The sequence below is a fragment of the Mesorhizobium sp. CA12 genome, from assembly GCF_020165255.1.
Lineage (GTDB): Bacteria > Pseudomonadota > Alphaproteobacteria > Rhizobiales > Rhizobiaceae > Mesorhizobium.
Map to the genome: position 1 here is coordinate 404,703 of NZ_JAIUHT010000003.1, position 20,680 is coordinate 425,382.

19 protein-coding genes are annotated in these 20,680 nt (G+C 64.4%); 3 read left to right on the forward strand and 16 right to left on the reverse strand.

The window, feature by feature from the left end; translation table 11 throughout:
* Window positions 1–3: 3 nt before the first annotated feature.
* On the reverse strand, window positions 4–1,839 hold the full coding sequence (gene recQ, locus LB520_RS08550; RefSeq protein WP_224637166.1) for a DNA helicase RecQ: 1,836 nt from the start codon (window positions 1,837–1,839) through the stop codon (window positions 4–6).
* A complete protein-coding gene (locus LB520_RS08555; RefSeq protein WP_224637167.1) occupies window positions 1,839–3,485 on the reverse strand; it encodes a hypothetical protein in 1,647 nt (548 codons plus the stop codon). Before LB520_RS08555 ends, recQ begins: the two co-directional genes overlap by 1 nt.
* Before the next feature lie 452 nt (window positions 3,486–3,937).
* Between LB520_RS08555 and LB520_RS08560 the strand changes: the two genes are divergently transcribed.
* Together LB520_RS08560 and LB520_RS08565 are read left to right on the forward strand one after the other, a co-directional pair.
* Window positions 3,938–4,564, forward strand: a complete 627-nt coding sequence (locus LB520_RS08560; protein WP_224637169.1) for a LysE family translocator — start codon at window positions 3,938–3,940, stop codon at window positions 4,562–4,564.
* A 219-nt stretch (window positions 4,565–4,783) separates the two neighbouring features.
* On the forward strand, window positions 4,784–5,863 hold the full coding sequence (locus tag LB520_RS08565) for a glycosyltransferase family 9 protein (RefSeq protein ID WP_224637171.1): 1,080 nt from the start codon (window positions 4,784–4,786) through the stop codon (window positions 5,861–5,863).
* On the opposite strand, the gene LB520_RS08570 is transcribed toward LB520_RS08565, so the two are convergent.
* The 8 genes from LB520_RS08570 to uxaC all read right to left on the reverse strand — a co-directional run bounded on the left by LB520_RS08570 (window position 5,860) and on the right by uxaC (window position 12,973).
* On the reverse strand, window positions 5,860–6,192 hold the full coding sequence (locus LB520_RS08570) for a cupin domain-containing protein (protein WP_224637173.1): 333 nt from the start codon (window positions 6,190–6,192) through the stop codon (window positions 5,860–5,862). The genes LB520_RS08565 and LB520_RS08570 overlap by 4 nt on opposite strands.
* Before the next feature lie 71 nt (window positions 6,193–6,263).
* Entirely contained in the window at window positions 6,264–7,031 is a 768-nt protein-coding gene (gene kduD / locus LB520_RS08575; RefSeq protein ID WP_224637174.1) for a 2-dehydro-3-deoxy-D-gluconate 5-dehydrogenase KduD, read from the reverse strand.
* A complete protein-coding gene (gene kduI, locus LB520_RS08580) occupies window positions 7,028–7,879 on the reverse strand; it encodes a 5-dehydro-4-deoxy-D-glucuronate isomerase (protein WP_224637177.1) in 852 nt (283 codons plus the stop codon). The genes kduD and kduI overlap by 4 nt, the downstream gene beginning before the upstream one ends.
* Window positions 7,880–7,899: 20 nt before the next feature.
* Window positions 7,900–8,673 (reverse strand): FadR/GntR family transcriptional regulator, encoded by a 774-nt coding sequence (locus LB520_RS08585; RefSeq protein ID WP_095769722.1) that lies wholly within the window; start codon window positions 8,671–8,673, stop codon window positions 7,900–7,902.
* Window positions 8,674–8,684: 11 nt separating this feature from the next.
* Entirely contained in the window at window positions 8,685–9,965 is a 1,281-nt protein-coding gene (locus LB520_RS08590; RefSeq protein WP_224637178.1) for a TRAP transporter large permease, read from the reverse strand.
* Window positions 9,966–9,968: 3 nt separating this feature from the next.
* On the reverse strand, window positions 9,969–10,550 hold the full coding sequence (locus tag LB520_RS08595; RefSeq protein ID WP_224637225.1) for a TRAP transporter small permease: 582 nt from the start codon (window positions 10,548–10,550) through the stop codon (window positions 9,969–9,971).
* Window positions 10,551–10,555: 5 nt separating this feature from the next.
* Entirely contained in the window at window positions 10,556–11,533 is a 978-nt protein-coding gene (locus LB520_RS08600; protein ID WP_224637179.1) for a TRAP transporter substrate-binding protein, read from the reverse strand.
* A gap of 36 nt (window positions 11,534–11,569) precedes the next feature.
* Window positions 11,570–12,973, reverse strand: coding sequence for a glucuronate isomerase (gene uxaC / locus LB520_RS08605; protein WP_224637180.1), 1,404 nt, complete (start codon window positions 12,971–12,973; stop codon window positions 11,570–11,572).
* Between the two features lie 164 nt (window positions 12,974–13,137).
* On the opposite strand from uxaC, the gene LB520_RS08610 reads away from it, so the two are divergent.
* Window positions 13,138–14,643, forward strand: a complete 1,506-nt coding sequence (locus LB520_RS08610) for a mannitol dehydrogenase family protein (protein ID WP_224637181.1) — start codon at window positions 13,138–13,140, stop codon at window positions 14,641–14,643.
* Window positions 14,644–14,837: 194 nt separating this feature from the next.
* Here LB520_RS08610 and LB520_RS08615 read toward each other — a convergent pair whose 3' ends face one another.
* The 6 genes from LB520_RS08615 to LB520_RS08640 form a co-directional block, all read right to left on the reverse strand.
* Window positions 14,838–15,245 (reverse strand): F0F1 ATP synthase subunit epsilon, encoded by a 408-nt coding sequence (locus tag LB520_RS08615; RefSeq protein ID WP_224637182.1) that lies wholly within the window; start codon window positions 15,243–15,245, stop codon window positions 14,838–14,840.
* Between the two features lie 100 nt (window positions 15,246–15,345).
* On the reverse strand, window positions 15,346–16,923 hold the full coding sequence (gene atpD, locus LB520_RS08620) for a F0F1 ATP synthase subunit beta (RefSeq protein ID WP_224637183.1): 1,578 nt from the start codon (window positions 16,921–16,923) through the stop codon (window positions 15,346–15,348).
* Window positions 16,924–16,991: 68 nt separating this feature from the next.
* Entirely contained in the window at window positions 16,992–17,876 is an 885-nt protein-coding gene (locus tag LB520_RS08625; RefSeq protein WP_224637184.1) for a F0F1 ATP synthase subunit gamma, read from the reverse strand.
* Window positions 17,877–17,905: 29 nt separating this feature from the next.
* Window positions 17,906–19,435: a F0F1 ATP synthase subunit alpha gene (gene atpA, locus LB520_RS08630; protein ID WP_224627961.1), complete on the reverse strand. Its 1,530-nt coding sequence runs from the start codon at window positions 19,433–19,435 to the stop codon at window positions 17,906–17,908.
* On the reverse strand, window positions 19,435–19,995 hold the full coding sequence (locus LB520_RS08635) for a F0F1 ATP synthase subunit delta (protein WP_095769731.1): 561 nt from the start codon (window positions 19,993–19,995) through the stop codon (window positions 19,435–19,437). The genes atpA and LB520_RS08635 overlap by 1 nt, the downstream gene beginning before the upstream one ends.
* A gap of 235 nt (window positions 19,996–20,230) precedes the next feature.
* Complete coding sequence (locus tag LB520_RS08640; RefSeq protein ID WP_140546140.1) at window positions 20,231–20,626, reverse strand: DUF4345 family protein; 396 nt, start codon at window positions 20,624–20,626, stop codon at window positions 20,231–20,233.
* Window positions 20,627–20,680: the final 54 nt, after the last annotated feature.

Sequence of the window (20,680 nt, forward strand, 5' to 3'; positions counted from 1 at the left end):
TTGTCAGCTTTCTGACGGGTGCGCCGCGATCGCACTCAAAAACGCCTCCCCGAACTCCTTGAGCTTCGCTGCACCCACGCCGTTCACCTCGGCGAAGTCGTCGAGGTCGCGCGGACGGCGCTCGGCCATGTCGATCAGGGTGCGGTCGGAAAACACCACATAGGCCGGCACCTGGCGTTCCTTGGCGAGCCGCAGCCGCAGCGTCTTGAGCGCGGCCAGCAAGGAAGTGTCCACGCCCTCGCCCGTGGCAGAGCCTTGCGCGGCACGCTTCCTGCCGCGCGCCAGACGGTCCCGACCTTCGACACGATACTCGAACGCAACCTCGCCGCGGCCGAGCGCGCGGCCGCTTTCCGAGATGGCGAGGCCGCCATGGCCGTCGGGATCCGGCACCAGGAAGCCGCCGGCGACAAGTTGCCGGATGAGCGACAGCCAGACCGGCTTCCGGTGCATGATGCCGGTCCTGAAGCTGGCGAGCTGCTGATGGCCTCTGGCCAGCACCTTTTCGGTCTCATGGCCGAGCAGGATATCGATGACATGGGCGGCGCCGAAGCGCTCGCCGCTTTGCGCGATGGCCGCGAGGATGATCCGCGCCTCCGTCCCGCCATCGGCGCGCGGCGCCTGGTCGAGGCAGTTGTCGCAATTGCCGCAGGCTTGCGCCTCCTCGCCGAAATAGCCGAGCAGCACCTGGCGCCGGCACTGCGCCGTCTCGCAATAGCCGATCAGCGTGTCGAGCCGGCGATGCGCCCGCCTTTTGTGCTCGGGCGAGGTATCCTCGTCGTCGATGAACATCCGACGCGTGCGGATGTCGCCGGCGCCGTAGAGCATGTGCGCTTCCGCCGCCCGGCCATCGCGGCCGGCGCGGCCGATCTCCTGGTAATACGCCTCGAGGCTGCCGGGCAGGTCGGTGTGGAAGACATAGGCGACGTCGGGCTTGTCGATGCCCATGCCGAAGGCGATGGTCGCCACCATGACGACGCCCGACAGGCTCATGAAGGTGTTCTGGTTCGCCTCCCGCGCGTCCTTGCTCATGCCGGCATGGTAGGCGAGCGCGCGCACGCCGTTCTTCTCCAGGAAAGCCGCCATTTCTTCCGTCTTGCGGCGCGACAGGCAATAGATGATGCCGCTCTTGCCCTGGTGACGCTCGATGAAGCGCAGCAGCTGGCGCTTGCTGTCCTGCTTGGGCTCTATCGCCAGCTTGATATTGGGCCGGTCGAAGCCCAGCACCAGGGTTTCGGCGCGCCCGGCAAACAGCCGCGCTTCGATGTCGGCGCGCGTGGCCTCGTCCGCCGTCGCCGTCAGCGCGATGATGGGCACCTGCGGAAACACGCCGCGCAACTGCGACAGGTCTTCATATTCGCGCCGGAAGGCCGGTCCCCATTGCGAGATGCAATGCGCCTCGTCGATGGCGATCAGGCCGACATCGAGCCGGGACAGGGCTTCGAGCATCCGCTCTGTCATCAGCCGCTCCGGCGCCATATAGAGCAGCCGCGTCTGCCCGGACGCCACGCGGCGCCAGGCAGCGACATTGGCGTCGCGGTCGAGCGAGGAATTGATGGTGTCGGCGGCCACGCCGGCAAGGCGCAAGGCGGCGACCTGGTCCTGCATCAGCGCCACCAGCGGCGACACCACGATGGTAAGCCCGCCTTTGACCAGCGCCGGAACCTGATAGCAGAGCGATTTGCCGGCGCCTGTCGGCATCACCGCCAGCACATGCCGCCCGGACAGCAACGCCTCGATCACGGTCGCCTGCCCGGGGCGAAAATCGTCGAAGCCGAACACATCCTTCAGGACGCGCCGCTTGTGATCCTCGGCCCGGATGCTCACTGCCTGCGCCGGCATCACCGCGCCGTTCCCGCGTTCAAGGTGTAGGCCGGCATTTCGTAGCCGAATTCGTGGCAGAAGCTCTCCACGCGGGCGAGGAACGCCGCTGGCAGGCCATGCAGGTAGGTCTGGAATTCTTCATTGCGCTCCCATTTTCTCAGCGACGTCGGCCGTATCGGATTGTCCGCATCGCGGCTGTAAAGCGTGACCGGTGACAGACCGAACGACCGGGCGATCCTGCCCTGGACGATATCGGGTTCGGCGATCAATTCCTCATAGCGCAGATAGAAAACGGCTCTTTCGGGTTGAGCCTTTCTAAGGCGCGTCAACCCGTCATACTCCGCCTCCCAGCGCTCGGTCGTTACGTGAAAACGCCGTTCGTTCACCGTCTCTGGATGGGAGCTTGTGAGCACGTCGAAAGGATGCCGCACGCAATAGATCAATCCGACCGAGCCAGGCAGATGCTCGATGTCCTTATGGCTCTCATAGGTGCGTTTGACGACCAGATTGACTTCGGGGCGATCCAGTTCGAGCAGCGCCTGATACGGCGCTTCGTCCCTATGAACATAGATATCGTCGAAACACGCCATCAAACGACGGCTTAGCGTGGTTCCGCTGCGAGCACAGCCGGCAATGAAGATTCTTTTGCGAAACGTCATTGCAGAGGGCAGCCGGGGCGCAGCCTTGCGCAATCGCCAGAACAGTCGTCTTGCGCCACGGCGTAGAGTGGTCGCCGGCATCCGGGCTGCTTTGCCAGGAACGTCCCTCGACGTGATCTCGGCCAAGGCGATGCCGCTCTCTCCGGCAACGGCGTAGAGCAGCCAGGTGCGGCCGCTCTCCTCGAAAATCGCAGGATCGCGCAACGCGTTCTCCGCGCCTTCGGCCGGCCCGTCCCGGCTGGGGCAAACCGGCAAGCCCGCGCCTTCGAAGTCCGTCTGCGGCCGCAGCAATTCGGTCTCGCCTTTAACCGCCCAGCCTCGCCAGTCCTCGGCGAGATCGATCGTGCCGTGAAGTATCCGTTCCGGCGCGTCGCCTCTGCGCGTGTAAAAGACCCGCAGCCAGCGACCGGATTTCTGCAGTGCAAGATGCCTCGGGGTGGGAAGATGCTTCATGCCGGACAGAACGACCGCACCCCGTTCGAAATCGGAGATGCCGGTCCTAGAGCGGAAGACGGTGATGGCTTCTGTCCCGAGAAGACCGTACCACCACTGATCGTGGCGGAAGAACCGGGCATAGGAAGGCCCGAGCGGCTCGGAAAGCGGATTGAAATGAAGGCCGTCACCGGATGTCGCGGCAAAGGTCGTCTGGCCTTCTCCGCCTTTTGCCGGTCCGTGAAAATACATAACGAAGCGGCGATTCCGCTGATCGACATGAACGTCGGGAGACGCGATGTGGCCTTTGATGAACGGACATTGAGCGAGAGACAGTACCCCGCCGGGATGGATGCGCCACGGGCCTTCGATCGAATCGGCGTAGACGAGGCGGATATAGGAACCCCCGTGGTCGGCGAAATAGAGATAGTAGGCGCCCAGCCGCCCCGGCGCCCAGTCCGGCATGCCGATCAGCGACGGCCCGTTGATGTTGATCCCATCACCGCCGGGCAACATGTCCGGCGTCACAATAAGCCCAAGCCGGCTCGCGGTGAGAATGGGTGGCGCGATCATGCGGCAGGCTGCTTCCGGTCGCCGATTCCATCCTGGCGACAAGAGCGCCTGTCGTGGAGCCTGCGCGTTCCAGCCCGGCATCGCCGGGTCTCACATGTCGCTTGCTCTTCCAAGCCAGCCCCCTTGATCTTGCCGCCGCCTGGGGCAGGCGCCTTGGCTCGATTGCCGATCCGGCATCGTTCGGCCTTGTCGTTCGATACAACGACGTGCATTGAAACGAAAGGTCAAAGCAATGCCGCGGTCCATTCCCGGCGGCTTCGAACGACAGGGCTGTGGGGACAGCGTACGCTTGCGACGAAATCATCGAAGCCTGGAAGGCCGTCACGACATTCCGCTCGAATCGCTGCGACCGCCGACTTCGCCGCCCGAGAGTTCCCCCGGCCCGTTCTGCGGTGCTATAACGCCGAGCCGCTCCGATGAAGGGCGGCGCCCGACGCAAAAGGAGCCCTGGCATGATCGATCCCGCGACGCTCGTCACCTACATCGCGGTCGTGTTCGGCTTCGTCTTCATCCCGGGGCCGGCGACGCTGCTCACGGTCGCGCGGGCGACGAGCTCGGGCACGAAGGTCGGCATCGCCACGGGCGCCGGTGTCGCTGCGGGTGACGTGATCCACACCATCATGGCCATCGTCGGCATCTCGGCCGTCATCGCCGCTTCGGCGATGCTGTTCAGCATCGTCAAATATATCGGCGCGGCCTATCTCGTTTATCTCGGCATCCGCGCCATTTTCGAAAAGGCGCCGGCAGATCTGGCGGCCACGACGCTCCCCATTTCCGCGGGCCGGGCCTTCCGGCAGGCGATCCTGACCGAAGTGCTCAATCCCAAGACCGCGCTGTTCTTCCTGGCCTTTCTGCCGCAATTCGTGCACCCGCAAGGTGGTTTCGTGGTGCTGCAGCTGATGCAGCTTGGCATCATCTTTGTCCTGCTCGGGCTCTTCAGCACGGTCGTCTTCGCCGTCAGTGCGGGCGGCCTGGGTTCCTTGCTGCGCCGCAATCCGGCGGTGCTGAAATGGCAGGGCAAGGTGGTCGGCGGCATATATTGCGCGCTCGGCATACGCCTGGCGCTGCAGCAGCGCTGAAACGCTTCACCCGGCGGCGCCGGTCCCAGGCAGGCATGTCATAGCTGAATTCGCGACAGAAGGCCCGCATGGCCGGCGTCGGCGGGGTGACGAGATCGCGCTTTCTTTATAAAAGAAACCAAGCATATTCTTGCAGAACTCAGCCGGGGGCTTGCTGATATTATTCTTCCGCAGTCGTCCTGCTTCTCCGACACCACAGCAATGGAATCCGTTTTCGCCATGGATTCATCCGCGCCCGTGCTGATCTTCTATGCCCGCAACGACGCGCTTGGCGACGGCTTGCTGCGGATTCCGGCCCTGCGGGCGGCGAGGACGGCCTTTCCGCAAAGCCGTGTCGTCTACGGCGCCATGCGCGGCTCATCGCTCTCGCATGTGTTGCACAAGCATGTCGCGCATCTCGTCGACGATTTCAGGACGAAGACGCCGCTTTCAGCCATCCTCGCCGAATTCGCGCCGCGCGGCCGCAAAGCCATCGTGGTCGATCTGCGCACCGGCGTGCCGGGTCTAATGCTCACGGCTCTTCGACTTGCAGGCCGGGGCATCCGCTACGAAGCGAACTTTGCCGGCCATCTTCTGTCGCTGCGCTGGGGCACGCGGTTGACGCTGCGGCCGGAACACAATGCCTGGCGCTACCACCGGCTGGTCGAGCGTCTGGCGGGGCGGCATCTGCCTTTCGATCACAGGCTCGATGTGCCGGACGCCGCGCGGGCTCTGGCGCGCCAGCTGCGCGGCGGTTGCGGCCGTCCGCTCGTCCTGCTTGGCGGCAATGCCCATGGCAGGAAGTGCATGAGCGAAGATCAGGTGGTGGCCGTTGCCGGCAATCTCATCGATGCCGGCTACCGGGTGCTGTATCTGGCGACCCCCGGCAGCGGACCGGCGCCACTGGCGCTCCTCGCAAGGGAAGGCCGCCTCCAGGTGGCCGGTCCGGAACTGGCGCCGGACATTGCAAGCTTCGACGATCTCCTGCTTGCGCTGGGCGAGATGGCCGTCGCCTATATCGGCATGGAGGGCGGACTGGCGCATTTCATGGCCGCCGTCATGACGCCGGCGGTGATCGTCAACAACGGCGCCAATATGGAGCGCTGGCGCCCCCTTTCAAATGCGGTCGAAGTCGTCACGGCGCCAAGGCGAGGCCGTTCGGCCTATGTCGCCGACGCGCCGGTCGAGGCCATACTCGATGCCGCGCATCGCCTGCTCGCGGCAGGCCGCCGCGATCACATGGCGGTCGCAGCGGTTCCGGAAAGGCGTGAAACCGCTGCGGAGCAATCGGCGTCCGATAGAACCGCCGACCTGCCCTAACCGAGGAAATCGATCCGGCAAGGCGCAAAGCTGTCGACCAGCCGCCCGGCCTCCAGCGCCTTGACGCCATGCACGAGATTGGACGGCACGATGAAGCTGCTGCCTGTTTCGAGGATCTCCGATCGGCCGTCGACAGTGATCTCGAAGCGACCCTCGGCGACATAGCTCGCCTGGACATGCGGATGCGAGTGCAGCGCCCCGACACCGCCCTTGTCGAAGGCGACCTCGACCATCATCAATTGGTCGGTATGCACCAGCACGCGCCGCCTGTTGCCGTCCGGCGTCGGCTCCCAGGCTTTTTCGCCCGCATGGGAAAAGATATCGGTCATCGCTCAGCTTCCGTTCGGCTTGTAAAGCAAATCCAGGAAAGGTCCGGCGCGGTTTTCCGGCGGGAGACGGGTCACCGCGCCAGCCAGCCGCCATCGACCGGCACCACCGCGCCATGCATATAGTCCGACGCCCGCGCCAGCAGGAACACGGCTGCGTCGCCTATATCGTCGGGCCGGCCCCAGCGCGCCGCGGGGATGCGCCCGAGGATGGCCGCGCTGCGGTCCGGGTCGGCGCGCAGCGCCTCGGTGTTGTTGGTCTCGATATAGCCCGGCGCGATGCCGTTGACGTTGATGCCTTTCGCCGCCCATTCGCAGGCGAGCAGCCTTGTGAGGCCGAGCACGCCGTGCTTCGAGGCCGTATAGGAAGCGACGCGAATGCCGCCCTGGAAACTCAGCACCGAGGCGATATTGACGATCTTGCCGCGCCGTCCGGGCTCCGCCAGCACGCGCCTGGCAAAGCTCTGGCACAGGCGAAAGACCGTCTTCAGATTGACGTCCATCACCTCGTCCCAATCGGCTTCGGTAAGGTCGACCGCATCGGCGCGCCGGATGATGCCGGCATTGTTGACGAGGCCGTCGAGCCGGCCGCTCTCGTCCCAGACCCGGTCTAACATCGCGGCCGCCTCGGCCGGGTCGCCGAGATCGGCCTTCACCGCTTCGAAGCTGCCGCCCGCGGCCATAACTTTCGCGGCGGTGTCATCCATCGCCGATCGGCCGACGCCGACCACCAGGCCGCCGGCGCGCGCGATCGACACGGCGATGCCTTGCCCGATGCCGGTGTTGGCGCCGGTGACCAGGATGCGCTTGCCGGTAAGGCTGAAGGCGGAAAGATCGCTCACCGCAATTGATCCATCGCCACCTCATCGACGTCGGTATAGTCGACATTGTCTCCGGCCATCGCCCAGATGAAGGCGTAGTTGGATGTGCCGGCGCCCGAATGGATCGACCAGCCCGGCGACAGCACCGCCTCCTCGCTGCGCATGACGATGTGGCGCGTCTCGTCCGGTTCGCCCATGAAGTGGAAGACGCGCTGCCCTTCCGGCAGATCGAAGTAGAGATAGGCTTCCATGCGCCGGTCATGCACATGGCAAGGCATGGTGTTCCACACCGAGCCTGGCGCGAGCTGCGTGATGCCGACGACGAGCTGGCAGGTCTTGACGCCGCCGGCGTGGATGAACTGGAAGATCGAGCGTTCGTTGCTGGTCGCCTGGCTGCCGAGATCGATCCGCCTGGCGTCGCCGATGCGGATTAACTGGCTGGGATAGGTCCAATGCGCCGGTGCGCTAAGCAGGTAGAATTTTGCCGGCTTGTCGGGCTCCGCCGAGGCGAACGACACCTGCTCAGCGCCCATGCCGAGATAGACCATGTCGCGCGCCGCCAATTCGTAAGCCATGCCGTCGGCCGTGACGGTGCCGGCGCCGCCGATGTTGACGGCGATCAGTTCGCGGCGGTCGAGGAAAGCCTTGGTTCCGGTCGGTTTGATCGCCTCGAGCGGCAGGATCTTGTCGATAGGCATGGCGCCGCCGACGATCATGCGGTCGTAATGCGTGTAGGTCAGGCTTACGAGGCCCGGCTGGAAAAGCCCCTCGACGTGGAAATGGTGGCGCAACTCGTCTGTTCCCATGGCCGCGGCGGTGATGGGATCGATGGCGAAGCGCGAGGAAAATTCGGTGTGTGTATGGTCCATTTCTAGGCCTTGTTTGATGGTCACTCGGTCGATGCGGCTTTCAGCGAATTGGCATAATAGGCCTGTCTGGCCTGCAGCCGCTCGCGGTAGCGCTGCTGGCTGCGGGTCAGATGCGTGCGCATCGCCTCGCGCGCGGCCTCGGCATCGCCCGCCGAGATCGCATTGAGGATGACGAGATGCTCGCGCTGCAGGCCGCGCTGGTACTCGTCCGACTGGACGAGCTCTGTCGACCAGGGCGACGTCACGTCGCAAGGAATGGCGCGGCGTCCCAGCACATCGAGCATCTCGACATAGAACGGGTTGTTGGTGGCGCTGGCGATCGCGCGGTGGAAGGCGAGGTCGGCCGGGCCGGTCGGCTGGCTGGCGAGCAGCAGCCGCTCGAACTCGAAGAAGGCCTCCTGGATCGCGGCCTCCTGGGCGGCGTTGCGGCGGATGGCGGCCAGGCCCGCCGATTCGATCTCGATCGCGAGGCGGACCTCGAGCACGTTGAGCGCGACCGAATCCTTGGCTCCCATGTCGGCGGCCAAAACGCCGAAGGTGGTCGAGATGTGCTCGCTGACGAAGACGCCGGCGCCTTGCCGCGCTTCGACCAGGCCATCGGCGGCAAGCTTGGCCAGCGCCTCGCGGATGACCGTGCGGCTGACGCCGAAAGTCTCCGTCAGCTGGCCTTCGGTTGGCAGCTTCTGTCCGGGCGGAACCTCGCCTGCCAAGAGCTGCTTGCGGATCGCCGCGACCACGGTCTCCGACAGTTTGGGTTTGCGTTCGACCCTGAGGTCGGCAACTGTTTGGGACACGTGGTGCCCTCCTAATGGAACAGGCTCGGCAGCCACAATGAGATCTCCGGTATGTAAGTGACAAGCATCAGCACCACGAACGCCGCTCCATAGAACGGCCAGATCGAGCGCATTGCCGTCCAGATGGGAATGCGGCCGATCGCGCAACTGACGAACAGCACCGCGCCCACCGGCGGCGTGCAGAGGCCGATGCCGAGATTGAGGATCAGGATGACGCCGAAATGCACGGGATCGACGCCATAGGCCATGACCACCGGCAGGAAGATCGGCGTGGTGATGATGATGAGCGGCGACATATCCATGAATGTGCCGAGGATGAGCAGGACGACATTGATCAGAAGCAGTATGACCAGCTTGTTGTCGGACACGGACTGCAAAAACGCGACAAGCGCTGCCGGAACCCGGAGATAGGCCAGCAGCCAGCCGAAGGCCGCGGCGCAGCCGATGATCATCAGCACCATCGCTGTCGTGCGCACCGCCGCTGTCGTCGCGGTGACGAAATCGTTCCAGCTCATCGAGCGGTAGATGATCAACGTCACCAGGAAAGCATAGACGATGGCAATGCAGGAGCTTTCGGTGGCAGTGAAGATGCCCGAGCGGACGCCGCCAAAGATGATGCCGATCAGGATCAGCCCGGGAATGGCAGCGACAAGCAGCTGCAAGGCCCGGCCGAAACCGGCAAAAGGTTCCGTCGGATAGCCGCGCCGGCTTGCCACCAGATAGGCGGTGACCATCAGCGACAGGGCCAGCAGCAGCCCCGGCAGAACCCCGGCGGTAAAAAGATCCGCGATCGAGATGCGGCCGCCGGCCGAGATCGAATAGATGATCATGTTGTGCGACGGCGGGATCAGCAGCGCAATGATGGCGCCGACGGAGGTGATGTTGACGGCATAGTCGACGCCGTAGCCGCGCGCCTTCATCTGCGGGATCATCAGCCCGCCGACCGCTGAGGCATCGGCTACCGCCGAACCGGAAATTCCGCCGAACATGGTCGACGCGGCAATGTTGACTTGTCCCAGACCGCCGCGCAGGTGGCCGACCAGGGACCCGGCCAATGCCACCAGGCGGGCGGCGATGCCGCCGCGAACCATAAGGTCGCCGGCGAAGATGAAGAAAGGGATGGCCATCAGCGAAAAGACGCTGACGCCGGAATTGAGCCGCTGGAACACAACGACCGGCGGCAGGCCGATCGTGAGGATCGTCGCGAAGCTGGCGACGCCGAGGCAGAACGCGATCGGCGTGCCGATAACCAGCAGGAAGACGAAAGTGCCGAAAAGCACGATCAGTGCCATGGTTCAGAGCTCCTCGCCGGTTGCGTAGATGTCGGCATCGACCGGCAGCCCGGCAAAGCGCCCCGCCAGCCGCTCGAGTGAAAACAGGCAGACCAGCGCGCCTCCCATGATTACCGGCAGGAAGCTGACGCCGCCGGGCAATGCGAGCGACGGCATCACCGTGTTCCAGGTCAATCTGGCGAGTTGCACGCCATAGACGATCATGCCGGCGCCGAAGGCCAGCACGACGAGATCGGAAATGCTGCGCAGCACCGCCTTGGCCGAGGCAGGCAAGACATAGAGCAGCACGTCGAAGCCAAGATGCGTGCGCTCGCGCACGCCGACGGCGGCGCCGAGAAAGATGAACCAGCCCATCAGCAGCACGGATGAGGATTCGGTCCAGCTCGGCGAGCGGTTCAGCATGTAGCGCGAGAAGACCTGCCAGAAGATGATGACGGTCATCAGCGTCAACCCCGTGCCGCTGACCCATAAGGCCAACCGCGCAAGCCCAGAAAGGGCCTGTTCCACCCGCAGCCAGAACCCTTTCGTACCCGACCGGCTGGATGGCAGCACGGAAGCCTCGGTGCCACCGGGCCCGTTGCTCATCCCGGTCATTTCGTCGCCTGGATACGGGCGGCGAGGTCCTTGAGCTCGGGCGTCGACAGATATTTGTAATAGACCGGCTTCATGGCGTCGATCAGCGGCTGCTTGTCGATCTCGCTGATCTTGACGCCGGCTTTCTCGACGATGTCGCGCGACTTCTTCTCCTGCGCGTCCCACAGCTCGCGCATCTTGACGACGCTGTCCTTGGCCGCCTGGCGCACGATCGCCTGGTCTTCCGGCGCCAGCTTGTCCCAGCTTGCCTTCGACATCACCAGCACCTCCGGCACGATCTGGTGCTGATCCAGCGTGTAGTGCTTGGCGACCTCGTAATGCTTGGCGGATTCGAAGCTCGGCCAGTTGTTCTCGGCGCCGTCGATGACGCCGGTCTGCAGCGCCGAATAGACCTCGCCATAGGCCATCGGCGTGGCGTTGGCGCCGAGCGCATTGACCATGTCGACAAAGACGTCCGACTGGATGACGCGGAACTTCATGCCCTTCATATCTGCCATCGAGGCGATGTCCTTCTTGGTGTTGTAGAAGGAGCGCGCGCCGGAATCGTAGAAGGCGAGTCCGACAAGGTCATGCGCCTCGAACGCCTTCAGGATCTGGTCGCCGATCGGCCCGTCCATGACATGGCGCATATGCTCGACCGAGCGGAAGATGTAGGGCAACGACGGCACGGCGGTTTCCGGCACGATGCCGTTGAACGGCCCCATGGAGACGCGATCGAGGTCGACGACGCCGGCCTGGGTCTGCTCGATCGTATCCTTTTCCTCGCCGAGCTGCGCCGAATGATAGACCTCGATCGAATAGCGTCCGTTGGTGCGCTGCTTGATCAGCTCGCCCATGTATTTGACCGCCTCGACTGTCGGATAGCCGTCCGGATGGGTGTCCGAAGAGCGCAGGACGGTTTCGGCCTGCGCGGCTCCGATCACCAAGGACCCGATGGCGAATGTCGCGGCCAGCAATCTCGAAATACGCAACATGTCTTTCCTCCCTTCAAAAATCACGAATACCTTGGCTCAGAGTCGGTACGCCTTCTTGGCAAGCGAGTAGGCAAGCTCCCGCGCCAGCTCATGCGCCTCCTCCTCCCGGAGGCGATGCTCGGCGACCAGCCGCGCCAGAAAGGCGCAGTCGACACGCCGCGCGACGTCGTGGCGCGCCCGGATCGACGGGAAGGCGCGCGTGTCGTCGTTGAAGCCGACGGTGTTGTAGAAGCCCGCCGTCTCCGTGGTCATCTCGCGAAAGCGGCGCATGCCTTCCGGGCTGTCATGGAACCACCAGGCCGGCCCGAGCTTGAGCGCCGGATAGACGCCGGCGAGCGGCGCCAGCTCGCGCGCATAGCTCGTCTCGTCGAGCGTGAACAGGATGATCGTGAGGTCGCGCTCCAGCCCGACGCAGTCGAGCAGCGGCTTCAGCGCCGACACATAATCGGCCCGCGTCGGGATATCGAAGCCCTTGTCGCGGCCGAATTTCCGGAAAATGGAAGGCGAATGATTGCGCCATGATCCAGGATGGATCTGCATCGCCAGGCCGTCGTCGCGGCTCATCTTGGCCATCTCGGTCAGCATCTGGGCTCGGAACAGTTTTCGCTCGCGCTCATCCTCGGAGCCGCGCCGGATGCGGTTGAACAGCTCCTGCGCCGCCGCGTCGGAGAGATTGGCGGTCTCGGCCGTCGGATGGCCGTGATCGGACGAGGTCGCGCCGAACTCCTTGAAATAGGCGCGGCGCTTTCGATGCGCCTCGAGATAGCCGGACCAGCTGCCGGTGTTGCATCCGGTGATCTCGCCGAGCCTATCCAGATTGGCCGCGAACCCCTCGAAATCGGGATCGACGACGGCGTCCGGCCGATACGCGGTGACGACGCGGCCCTTCCAGCCGCTGTCGCGGATCGTCCGGTGCCATTTGAGGTCGTCGAGCGCGCCTTCGGTCGTCGCGATCACCTCGATGTTGAAGCGTTCGAACAGCGCGCGCGGCCGATAGTCGTCGCGTTGCAGCAGCGCGGCGATCGTGTCGTAGATGCGGTCGGCGCTGGCTGCGGTAAGCGGCTCCCCGATGCCGAACAGATGCTCGAGCACATGATCGAGCCACAGCCGTGTGGGCGTGCCGCGGAAGAGATAATAATGCTCGGCGAAGCGCCGCCAGATCGCCCGGCCGTCGGTTTCGACGGGTGCGCCGTCGAGCGTCGGGACGCCGAGTTCCTCCAGCCGCACGCCTTGGCTGAACAGCATGCGGAAAATGTAATGGTCCGGCACGATCAAGAGCTGCGCCGGGTCGGAAAACGGTTCGTTGAGCGCGTACCAGCGCGGGTCGGTGTGGCCGTGCGGACTGACGATCGGCAGGTCCTTCACACCCGCGTAAAGGGCGCGCGCCAATGATCGCGTTTCCGGCGCGAACAGCAGGTCCGGATCGGTCAATACGGCCACGCAGCTCCTCCCAGGCTTCGCTATTGGTAGATCGGCCAGAGATAATGTCAACATACAAATATTATGCAGTTGTACGATGACTTTCGAAAGGAACGTGGCCATTGTGCACGGCGACAGCGGGTGTTAGGTCGCTGCCGTCGTTTTCCGATCGGAGACAAGCTTTCATGAACGGCCGTCTGTCCAACGCCACCCTTGCGGAGCTGCAGGCCGAAGTTCTGGTGCCTCGCTATGACCGCAAGTCCGTCGCGCCCGGCATCGTCCATCTTGGCGTCGGCGCCTTTCACCGCGCCCACCAGGCCGCCTATGTCGATGCCAGTCTGGCGGATGGCGAAAGGGATTGGGGCATCACCGGCGTCTCGCTGCGCAGTCCTGACACGCGCGATGCGCTGGCGCCGCAGGACGGGCTCTACACGCTGGCAATCAGGGACAGCGCCGGCGAACAACTGCAGGTCATCGGCTCGATCCAGTCCTTGCTTGTCGCCCCGGAGGACTCTGGCGCTGTGCTCGCCGCGCTCACCGATCCGCGCATCCGCATCGTCACGCTCACCATCACCGAAAAGGCCTATCTCAGGGCAGCCGACGGCACGCTCGACAGCGCGCACCCCGAAATTGTCCACGACCTCGCCAACCCCGGATCGCCGAAGACGGCGCATGGATTTCTCGCCGAGTCGCTCGCGCGCCGCCGCGCCGCCGGCACGCCGCCCTTCACGGTGCTCTGCTGCGACAACCTGCCGGCCAACGGCGCCACATTGCACCGGCTGATGGTCGAGTTCGCCGAGTTGCGAGACAGCCGCGAAGGCGGTGCCCACCTCGCGCGTCACATCGCCGACGAAGTGGCGTTTCCATCTTCCATGGTCGACCGCATCGTGCCGGCGACCACGGACGCCGATCGCGCCCGCATCGCTGGCGAGCTCGGCATCGATGATGCGTGGCCGGTGATGACCGAGCCGTTCCGGCAATGGGTGATCGAGGACCGCTTTCCCGCCGGGCGGCCTGCCTGGGAGAAATTCGGCGTCACCATGGTCGAGGATGTCGGCCCCTTCGAGGACATGAAGCTGCGGCTGCTCAACGGCGCGCATTCCGGCATTGCCTATCTTGGCCTGCTCAGCGGCCACGCCACCGTCGACCGCGCCTTTGCCGATCCGTCGATCCGGCAGTTCGTCGATTGGCTCTGGGCCGAGGCCATTCCAACCCTGCCGCAGGAGGCCGGGCTCGACACAAGCGCCTATACGGCCGAGCTCGCCGAGCGCTTTTCCAACACGGCGCTCGCCCACCGCACTGCGCAGATCGCCAATGACGGCAGCCAGAAGTTGCCGCAACGCATCGTCGCATCCGCCCTCGCCCGGCTAGAGGCCGGCTTGCTGCCGGAACATCTGTCGCTGGTTGTCGCCGCTTGGATCGCCGCCTGCGCCGCGCGCGGTAGCAGCTTGCCTGAGGGCCATTTCACCGACCCGCTCGATGCTGCCCTTAACGAGCTGTTCGGCCGCAATCTGCCGACGGCAGAAATGACGGCGGCGGTGTTCGATCTCGCAGGATTTGCCAAGGGTCACCCGGAACGGCGGAAATTGATCGAATTTGTCGCCACACATCTCGTCCATTTCAAGCAGGGCGGTTCGCAGCTGGCTCTCGCCGCGCTCGGCATCGGCAACAAGAGTGGAACGGTTGGATAGCGTTTGTGCCCGGCATGGCTCGACGGTGCGCCGGGACGGATTCACTGTTTGCCGACCGACCCGTTCACTACCTGCAGCGCGGGCATGATCGACCCCACTCGCATTCGGGACTGTTTCGCAAACGGGAAAGCACCAACAAAAAAAGGCGGGGCAAGCAAGCCCCACCTTTCTCAATCGCTTCCCGGCAGCCGAAATCAGGCCGGCAGCAGCGCGCCTTCCAGCGTGGTGAGCTGGCTGAGGAACTGCTCAGCCTTGCTGCGGCTCTCGTCGTCCTTGGCGTCGGCCGCGTCTTCCTTGGCCTCCTGGATGCGGCGAGCCAGATCGGCGCGATCGATGTCGTTCACATGCGTCGCCGATTCGGCAAGAAGCGTGCAGCCGGAAGGCAGGATGTCGGCGAAACCGCCGAACACGACGAAGCGCTCTTCCTTGCCGCCTGCGGTCTTTATCGTGACGACGCCGGGCTTGATGGTCGTCATGACCGGCGCGTGCTGCGCCATCACCGTCATCTCGCCTTCGGCGCCCGGGATGACGACCGACTCGACCTGCTCGGAAACAACCAGCTTTTCCGGCGAGACCAGTTCGAACTTGAAAGCTTCAGCCATGTTCAATTTAGCGAGTAGGGAATAGCGAGTAGCGAGTAGTGAAGAAACTCGCCAAACCCGTTGCTCCCTATTCGCTACTCCCTATTCGCTATTCGCTTTCTTATGCCGCTTCAGCCGCGAGGCGCTGCGCCTTCTCGACCGCCTCGTCGATGCCGCCGACCATGTAGAAGGCGGCTTCCGGCAGGTGGTCGTAGTCGCCGGCGCAAAGGCCCTTGAAGCCCTTGATGGTATCGGCGAGGTCGACCAGCTTGCCCGGCGATCCGGTGAACACTTCGGCGACGAAGAACGGCTGCGACAGGAAGCGCTCGATCTTGCGGGCGCGGGCAACCGTCTGCTTGTCCTCTTCCGAAAGCTCGTCCATGCCAAGGATGGCGATGATGTCCTGCAGCGACTTGTAGCGCTGCAGGATCGACTGCACCTGGCGGGCAACCTGATAGTGCTCCTCGCCGACGACCATCGGGTCGAGCATGCGCGAGGTGGAATCCAGCGGATCGACGGCCGGATAGATGCCCTTTTCCGAAATCGCGCGGTTGAGCACGGTCGTGGCGTCGAGGTGGGCGAAGGAGGTCGCCGGCGCCGGGTCGGTCAAGTCGTCGGCCGGAACGTAGATCGCCTGCACCGAGGTGATCGAGCCCTTGGTCGTCGTCGTGATGCGCTCCTGCAGCGCGCCCATGTCGGTCGCCAGCGTCGGCTGGTAACCCACGGCGGAAGGAATGCGGCCGAGCAGCGCCGACACTTCCGAGCCCGCCTGCGTGAAGCGGAAGATGTTGTCGACGAAGAACAGCACGTCCTGGCCCTGGTCGCGGAAATATTCGGCGACCGTGAGGCCGGTCAGGCCGACGCGGGCGCGCGCGCCCGGCGGCTCGTTCATCTGGCCGTAGACAAGTGCTGCCTTCGAGCCCTGGCCGCCGCCCTTCTTGTTGACGCCCGATTCGATGAACTCGTGATAGAGGTCGTTGCCTTCGCGGGTGCGCTCGCCGACGCCGGCGAACACCGAGAAGCCGCCATGCGCCTTGGCGACGTTGTTGATCAGTTCCTGGATCAGCACGGTCTTGCCGACGCCGGCGCCGCCGAACAGGCCGATCTTGCCGCCGCGGGCATAAGGCGCCAGGAGGTCGAGGACCTTGATGCCGGTGACCAGGATCTGCGCTTCCGTCGACTGATCGACATAGGCCGGAGCCGGCTGGTGGATGGCGCGCATTTCGACGCCGTCGACCGGGCCTTCCTCGTCGACCGGCTCGCCGATGACGTTGATGATGCGGCCGAGCATGCCGGGACCGACCGGAACCGAGATCGGCGCGCCGGTGTCATAGACGTCCTGGCCGCGGACGAGACCTTCGGTCGAGTCCATGGCGATGCAGCGCACGGTGTTTTCGCCGAGATGCTGGGCGACCTCGAGCACCAGGCGGTTGCCGACATTGTCGGTTTCCAGCGCGTTCAGAATGGCCGGCAGGTGATCTTCGAACTGCACGTCGACGACGGCGCCGATGACCTGGCGGACCTTGCCGGCGGCGCCGACGCGCTTGGCCCCAACGCTGGCTGCGGAAGCCGCGGCCTTGGCCGGAGCGGCCGCCTTCTTCGCCGGAGCGGCGGCCTTCGCGGCTGCTGCGGGGGCCTTTGCCGCTTTCGGGGCCGGTGCCTCCTTGGCCGCGGTCTTCGGGGTAGCTGCTTTCGCCATCGTCTTTGCCCTTTTCGTCTATCCGTTGTTCACGCCGCTGCGAGGTCTCGGACCCCGCCCGCGCGTGCCTAGAGCGCCTCGGCGCCCGATATGATCTCGATCAGTTCCTTGGTGATCTGCGCCTGCCGCTGGCGGTTGTAGGTGATCGACAGCTTGTTGATCATGTCGCCGGCATTGCGCGTCGCATTGTCCATCGCGCTCATCTTGGCGCCCATCTCGCCGGCCGCGTTCTCCAGCAGCGCGCGGAAGATCTGCACGGCGATGTTGCGCGGAATGAGGTCGGAGAGGATCTCGCCCGGCTCCGGCTCGTATTCGTAGACGGCATTGCCGCCATTGGTAACCTCGGAAGCGGTCGATCCGGCGGCCGCCGGAATGATCTGCTGCGCCGTCGGGATTTGGCTGATCACCGACTTGAACTGCGAATAAAACAGCGTGCAGATGTCGAAGCCGCCATCGTTGAAGAGATGGATGACCTTGCGCGCGATCGCATCGGCATTGGCGAAGCCGAGCGTCTTCACTTCGCGCAGGTCGACGCGCTCGAGGATCATCGAAGCGTATTCGCGGCGCAGGATGTCATAGCCCTTCTTGCCGACGCAGATGATCTTCACCTGCTTGCCGTCGGCCAGCAGCCTGCGGATGTGGTCGCGGGCGAGACGCGCGATCTGCGAGTTGAAGCCGCCGCACAGGCCGCGCTCGGCCGTGCAGACGATAAGCAGATGCACATCGTCCCGGCCGGTGCCCGTCATCAGCGCCGGGGCATCGCCGCCGCCGCCGATCGCCTGGGTGATGTTGGCCAGAACCGCGCCCATGCGCTCGGAATAGGGTCTGGCTGCTTCCGCCGCTTCCTGCGCGCGACGCAGCTTCGCCGCGGCGACCATCTGCATCGCCTTGGTGATCTTCTGCGTCGCCTTGACCGAGGCGATACGGTTACGAAGGTCTTTTAACGAAGCCATGCTTCAAACCTGATCCCGTCCAGCTTCGTTCAAGCGAAGGTCTTGGCGAAGGCGTCGATCTCGGCCTTGAGCTTGGCGCGCAAATCGTCCGACAGCGCCTTCTCCTTGCGGATAGCATCGAGCACGTCCTTGCCGGCCGAGCGCATGTGGCTGAGCAGCCCATGCTCGAATTTGCCGACCTGGTTCAACGCCAGCTTGTCGAGATAGCCGTTGACGCCGGCGAAGATCACCGCGACCTGCTCCTCGACCTTGAGCGGCGAGAATTGCGGCTGCTTGAGCAGCTCCGTCAGGCGCGAACCGCGATTGAGCAGACGCTGCGTTGCCGCGTCGAGGTCGGAGCCGAACTGCGCGAAGGCAGCCATTTCGCGATACTGCGCGAGCTCGCCCTTGATCGAGCCGGCGACCTGCTTCATCGCCTTGATCTGCGCCGAAGAGCCGACACGCGACACAGACAGGCCGACGTTCACTGCAGGGCGGATGCCCTGGAAGAACAGGTTGGTTTCGAGGAAGATCTGGCCGTCGGTGATCGAGATCACGTTGGTCGGAATGTAGGCGGACACGTCGTTGGCCTGCGTCTCGATGATCGGCAGCGCGGTCAGTGACCCGTTGCCGTTGTCGTCATTGAGCTTTGCGGCACGCTCGAGCAGGCGCGAGTGCAGGTAGAAGACGTCGCCCGGATAAGCTTCGCGGCCCGGCGGACGGCGCAGCAGGAGCGACATCTGGCGGTAGGCGACGGCCTGCTTCGACAGATCGTCATAGCTGATCAGCGCATGCATGCCGTTGTCGCGGAAATATTCGCCCATGGTGCAGGCGGTGAACGGCGCCAGGAACTGCATCGGCGCCGGATCGGACGCGGTGGCGGCGACGATGATCGAATATTCGAGCGCGCCGCGCTCTTCCAGCACCTTGACGAACTGCGCGACGGTCGAGCGCTTCTGGCCGACGGCGACGTAGACGCAGTAGAGCTTTTCCTTCTCGGGGCCGTTGTCGTGCACCGACTTCTGGTTCAGCATCGTGTCGAGGATGATGGCGGTCTTGCCGGTCTGGCGATCGCCGATGACCAGCTCGCGCTGGCCGCGGCCGACCGGGATCAGCGCATCGATGGCCTTGAGGCCGGTCGACATCGGCTCATGCACCGACTTGCGCGGGATGATGCCGGGCGCCTTGACGTCGACACGCTTGCGTTCGGTCGCCTTGATCGGGCCCTTGCCGTCGATCGGATTGCCCAGCGCGTCGACGACGCGGCCGAGCAGGCCCATGCCGACAGGCGCGTCGACGATGGCGCCCGTGCGCTTGACGGTGTCGCCTTCCTTGATGTCGCGGTCGGCACCGAAGATGACGACGCCGACATTGTCGGCTTCGAGGTTCAGCGCCATGCCGCGGATGCCGCCCGGGAATTCGACCATCTCGCCGGCCTGGACGTTATCGAGGCCGTAGACGCGGGCGATGCCGTCACCGACGGACAGAACCTGGCCGACTTCGGAGACCTCGGCCTCCCTGCCGAAATTCTTGATCTGGTCTTTCAGAATTGCGGAAATTTCCGCGGCGCGGATGTCCATCAGCCGACCTCTTTCAGTGCAAGCTTGAGCGAATTGAGTTTGGTTTTGAGCGACGTATCGATCTGGCGCGAGCCCATCTTGACGATCAGGCCGCCGAGCAGTGACGGATCGACGGTCATGGCAATGGCTACGTCCTTGCCGGCGATGCCCTTCAGCGTCGCCTGGAGTTCAGCCTGCTGCGCCGCCGTCAGCGCATGCGCCGAGGTGACCTCGGCCGATGCCTCGCCGCGATGGTCGGCTGCGATCTGGCGAAATGCCTTGATCATGCCGGGTACCGCGAACAGGCGGCGGTTCTTGGCGACGACGCGCAGGAAATTGCCCACCAGGCCGGTGATCTGGGCCTTGTCGGCGATGGCGGCGATGGCCCTTGCCTGGTCCTCGCCGGAAAACACCGGGCTGTTGATCAGCCGCGCGAGATCGTCGCTGCTGTTGAGCATTGCCTCGAAGCTGGCCAGGTCGGCCTCGACCTTGGCGACTGAATTGTCCTGCAGCGCAAGCTCGAACAGCGAGCCTGCATAGCGTTCGGCGACAGCTGAGATTGGCGATGACGATTGGGCCACGGACCGTCTTTTCTCTTGTCTGACAGGCCGCAGATTGTTGGCGCGAGCGAGAACTCTGGCTAAATCTTTGACCTTACTGCATTTTTCCAAGCACGGAGGCGCGGCTTCCGCTATCCCCGGTCGAAAGTCGATTGCCGTCTAGCACAGGCTTTTTAAGACCGCAATGCATCGTCCGGCATGGTTTTCAGGCACTTTTGTCGCATCAGGCGGCTGGCGCCGATCCCAAGCGCCGGATTCACGGTACAAAGCCGAAGGCAAAGGCCAGCGGCAGCGCCGCCAGCGCCAATTCAACCACGATCGACACCCAGTTGAAAGGGGTGTTGGCGCCGTCCGACATCATCGACAGAAGCCGGCCGAAGGCGGTGAACAGCCAAGAGAAGCCCAGCGCCATGTAAAGCAGCGGCTGCGCCAGAAGAATGCAGCACAGGCTGACGCCGAGATAAAAGCCCGACATGCGGCCGCGCCCCTCGGCGATCGCCGCCGCTTTCTCGGGCCTCGGCTGCAGGCGCAGCGCGCGAAACGCAAGCCCGGGCGCCAGGAACAGGAATAGGCCGAGCGCCAAGGTCACGACGGCGCTCGACCAAGCCAGCCACTCACCCTGGCTGGCGGGCCACGGAAACGCGAAGTCCATAAAATCCCCCTCTTATTTCTTGTTCTGAAACAGCGGCATTCTAGCCAGGGAATG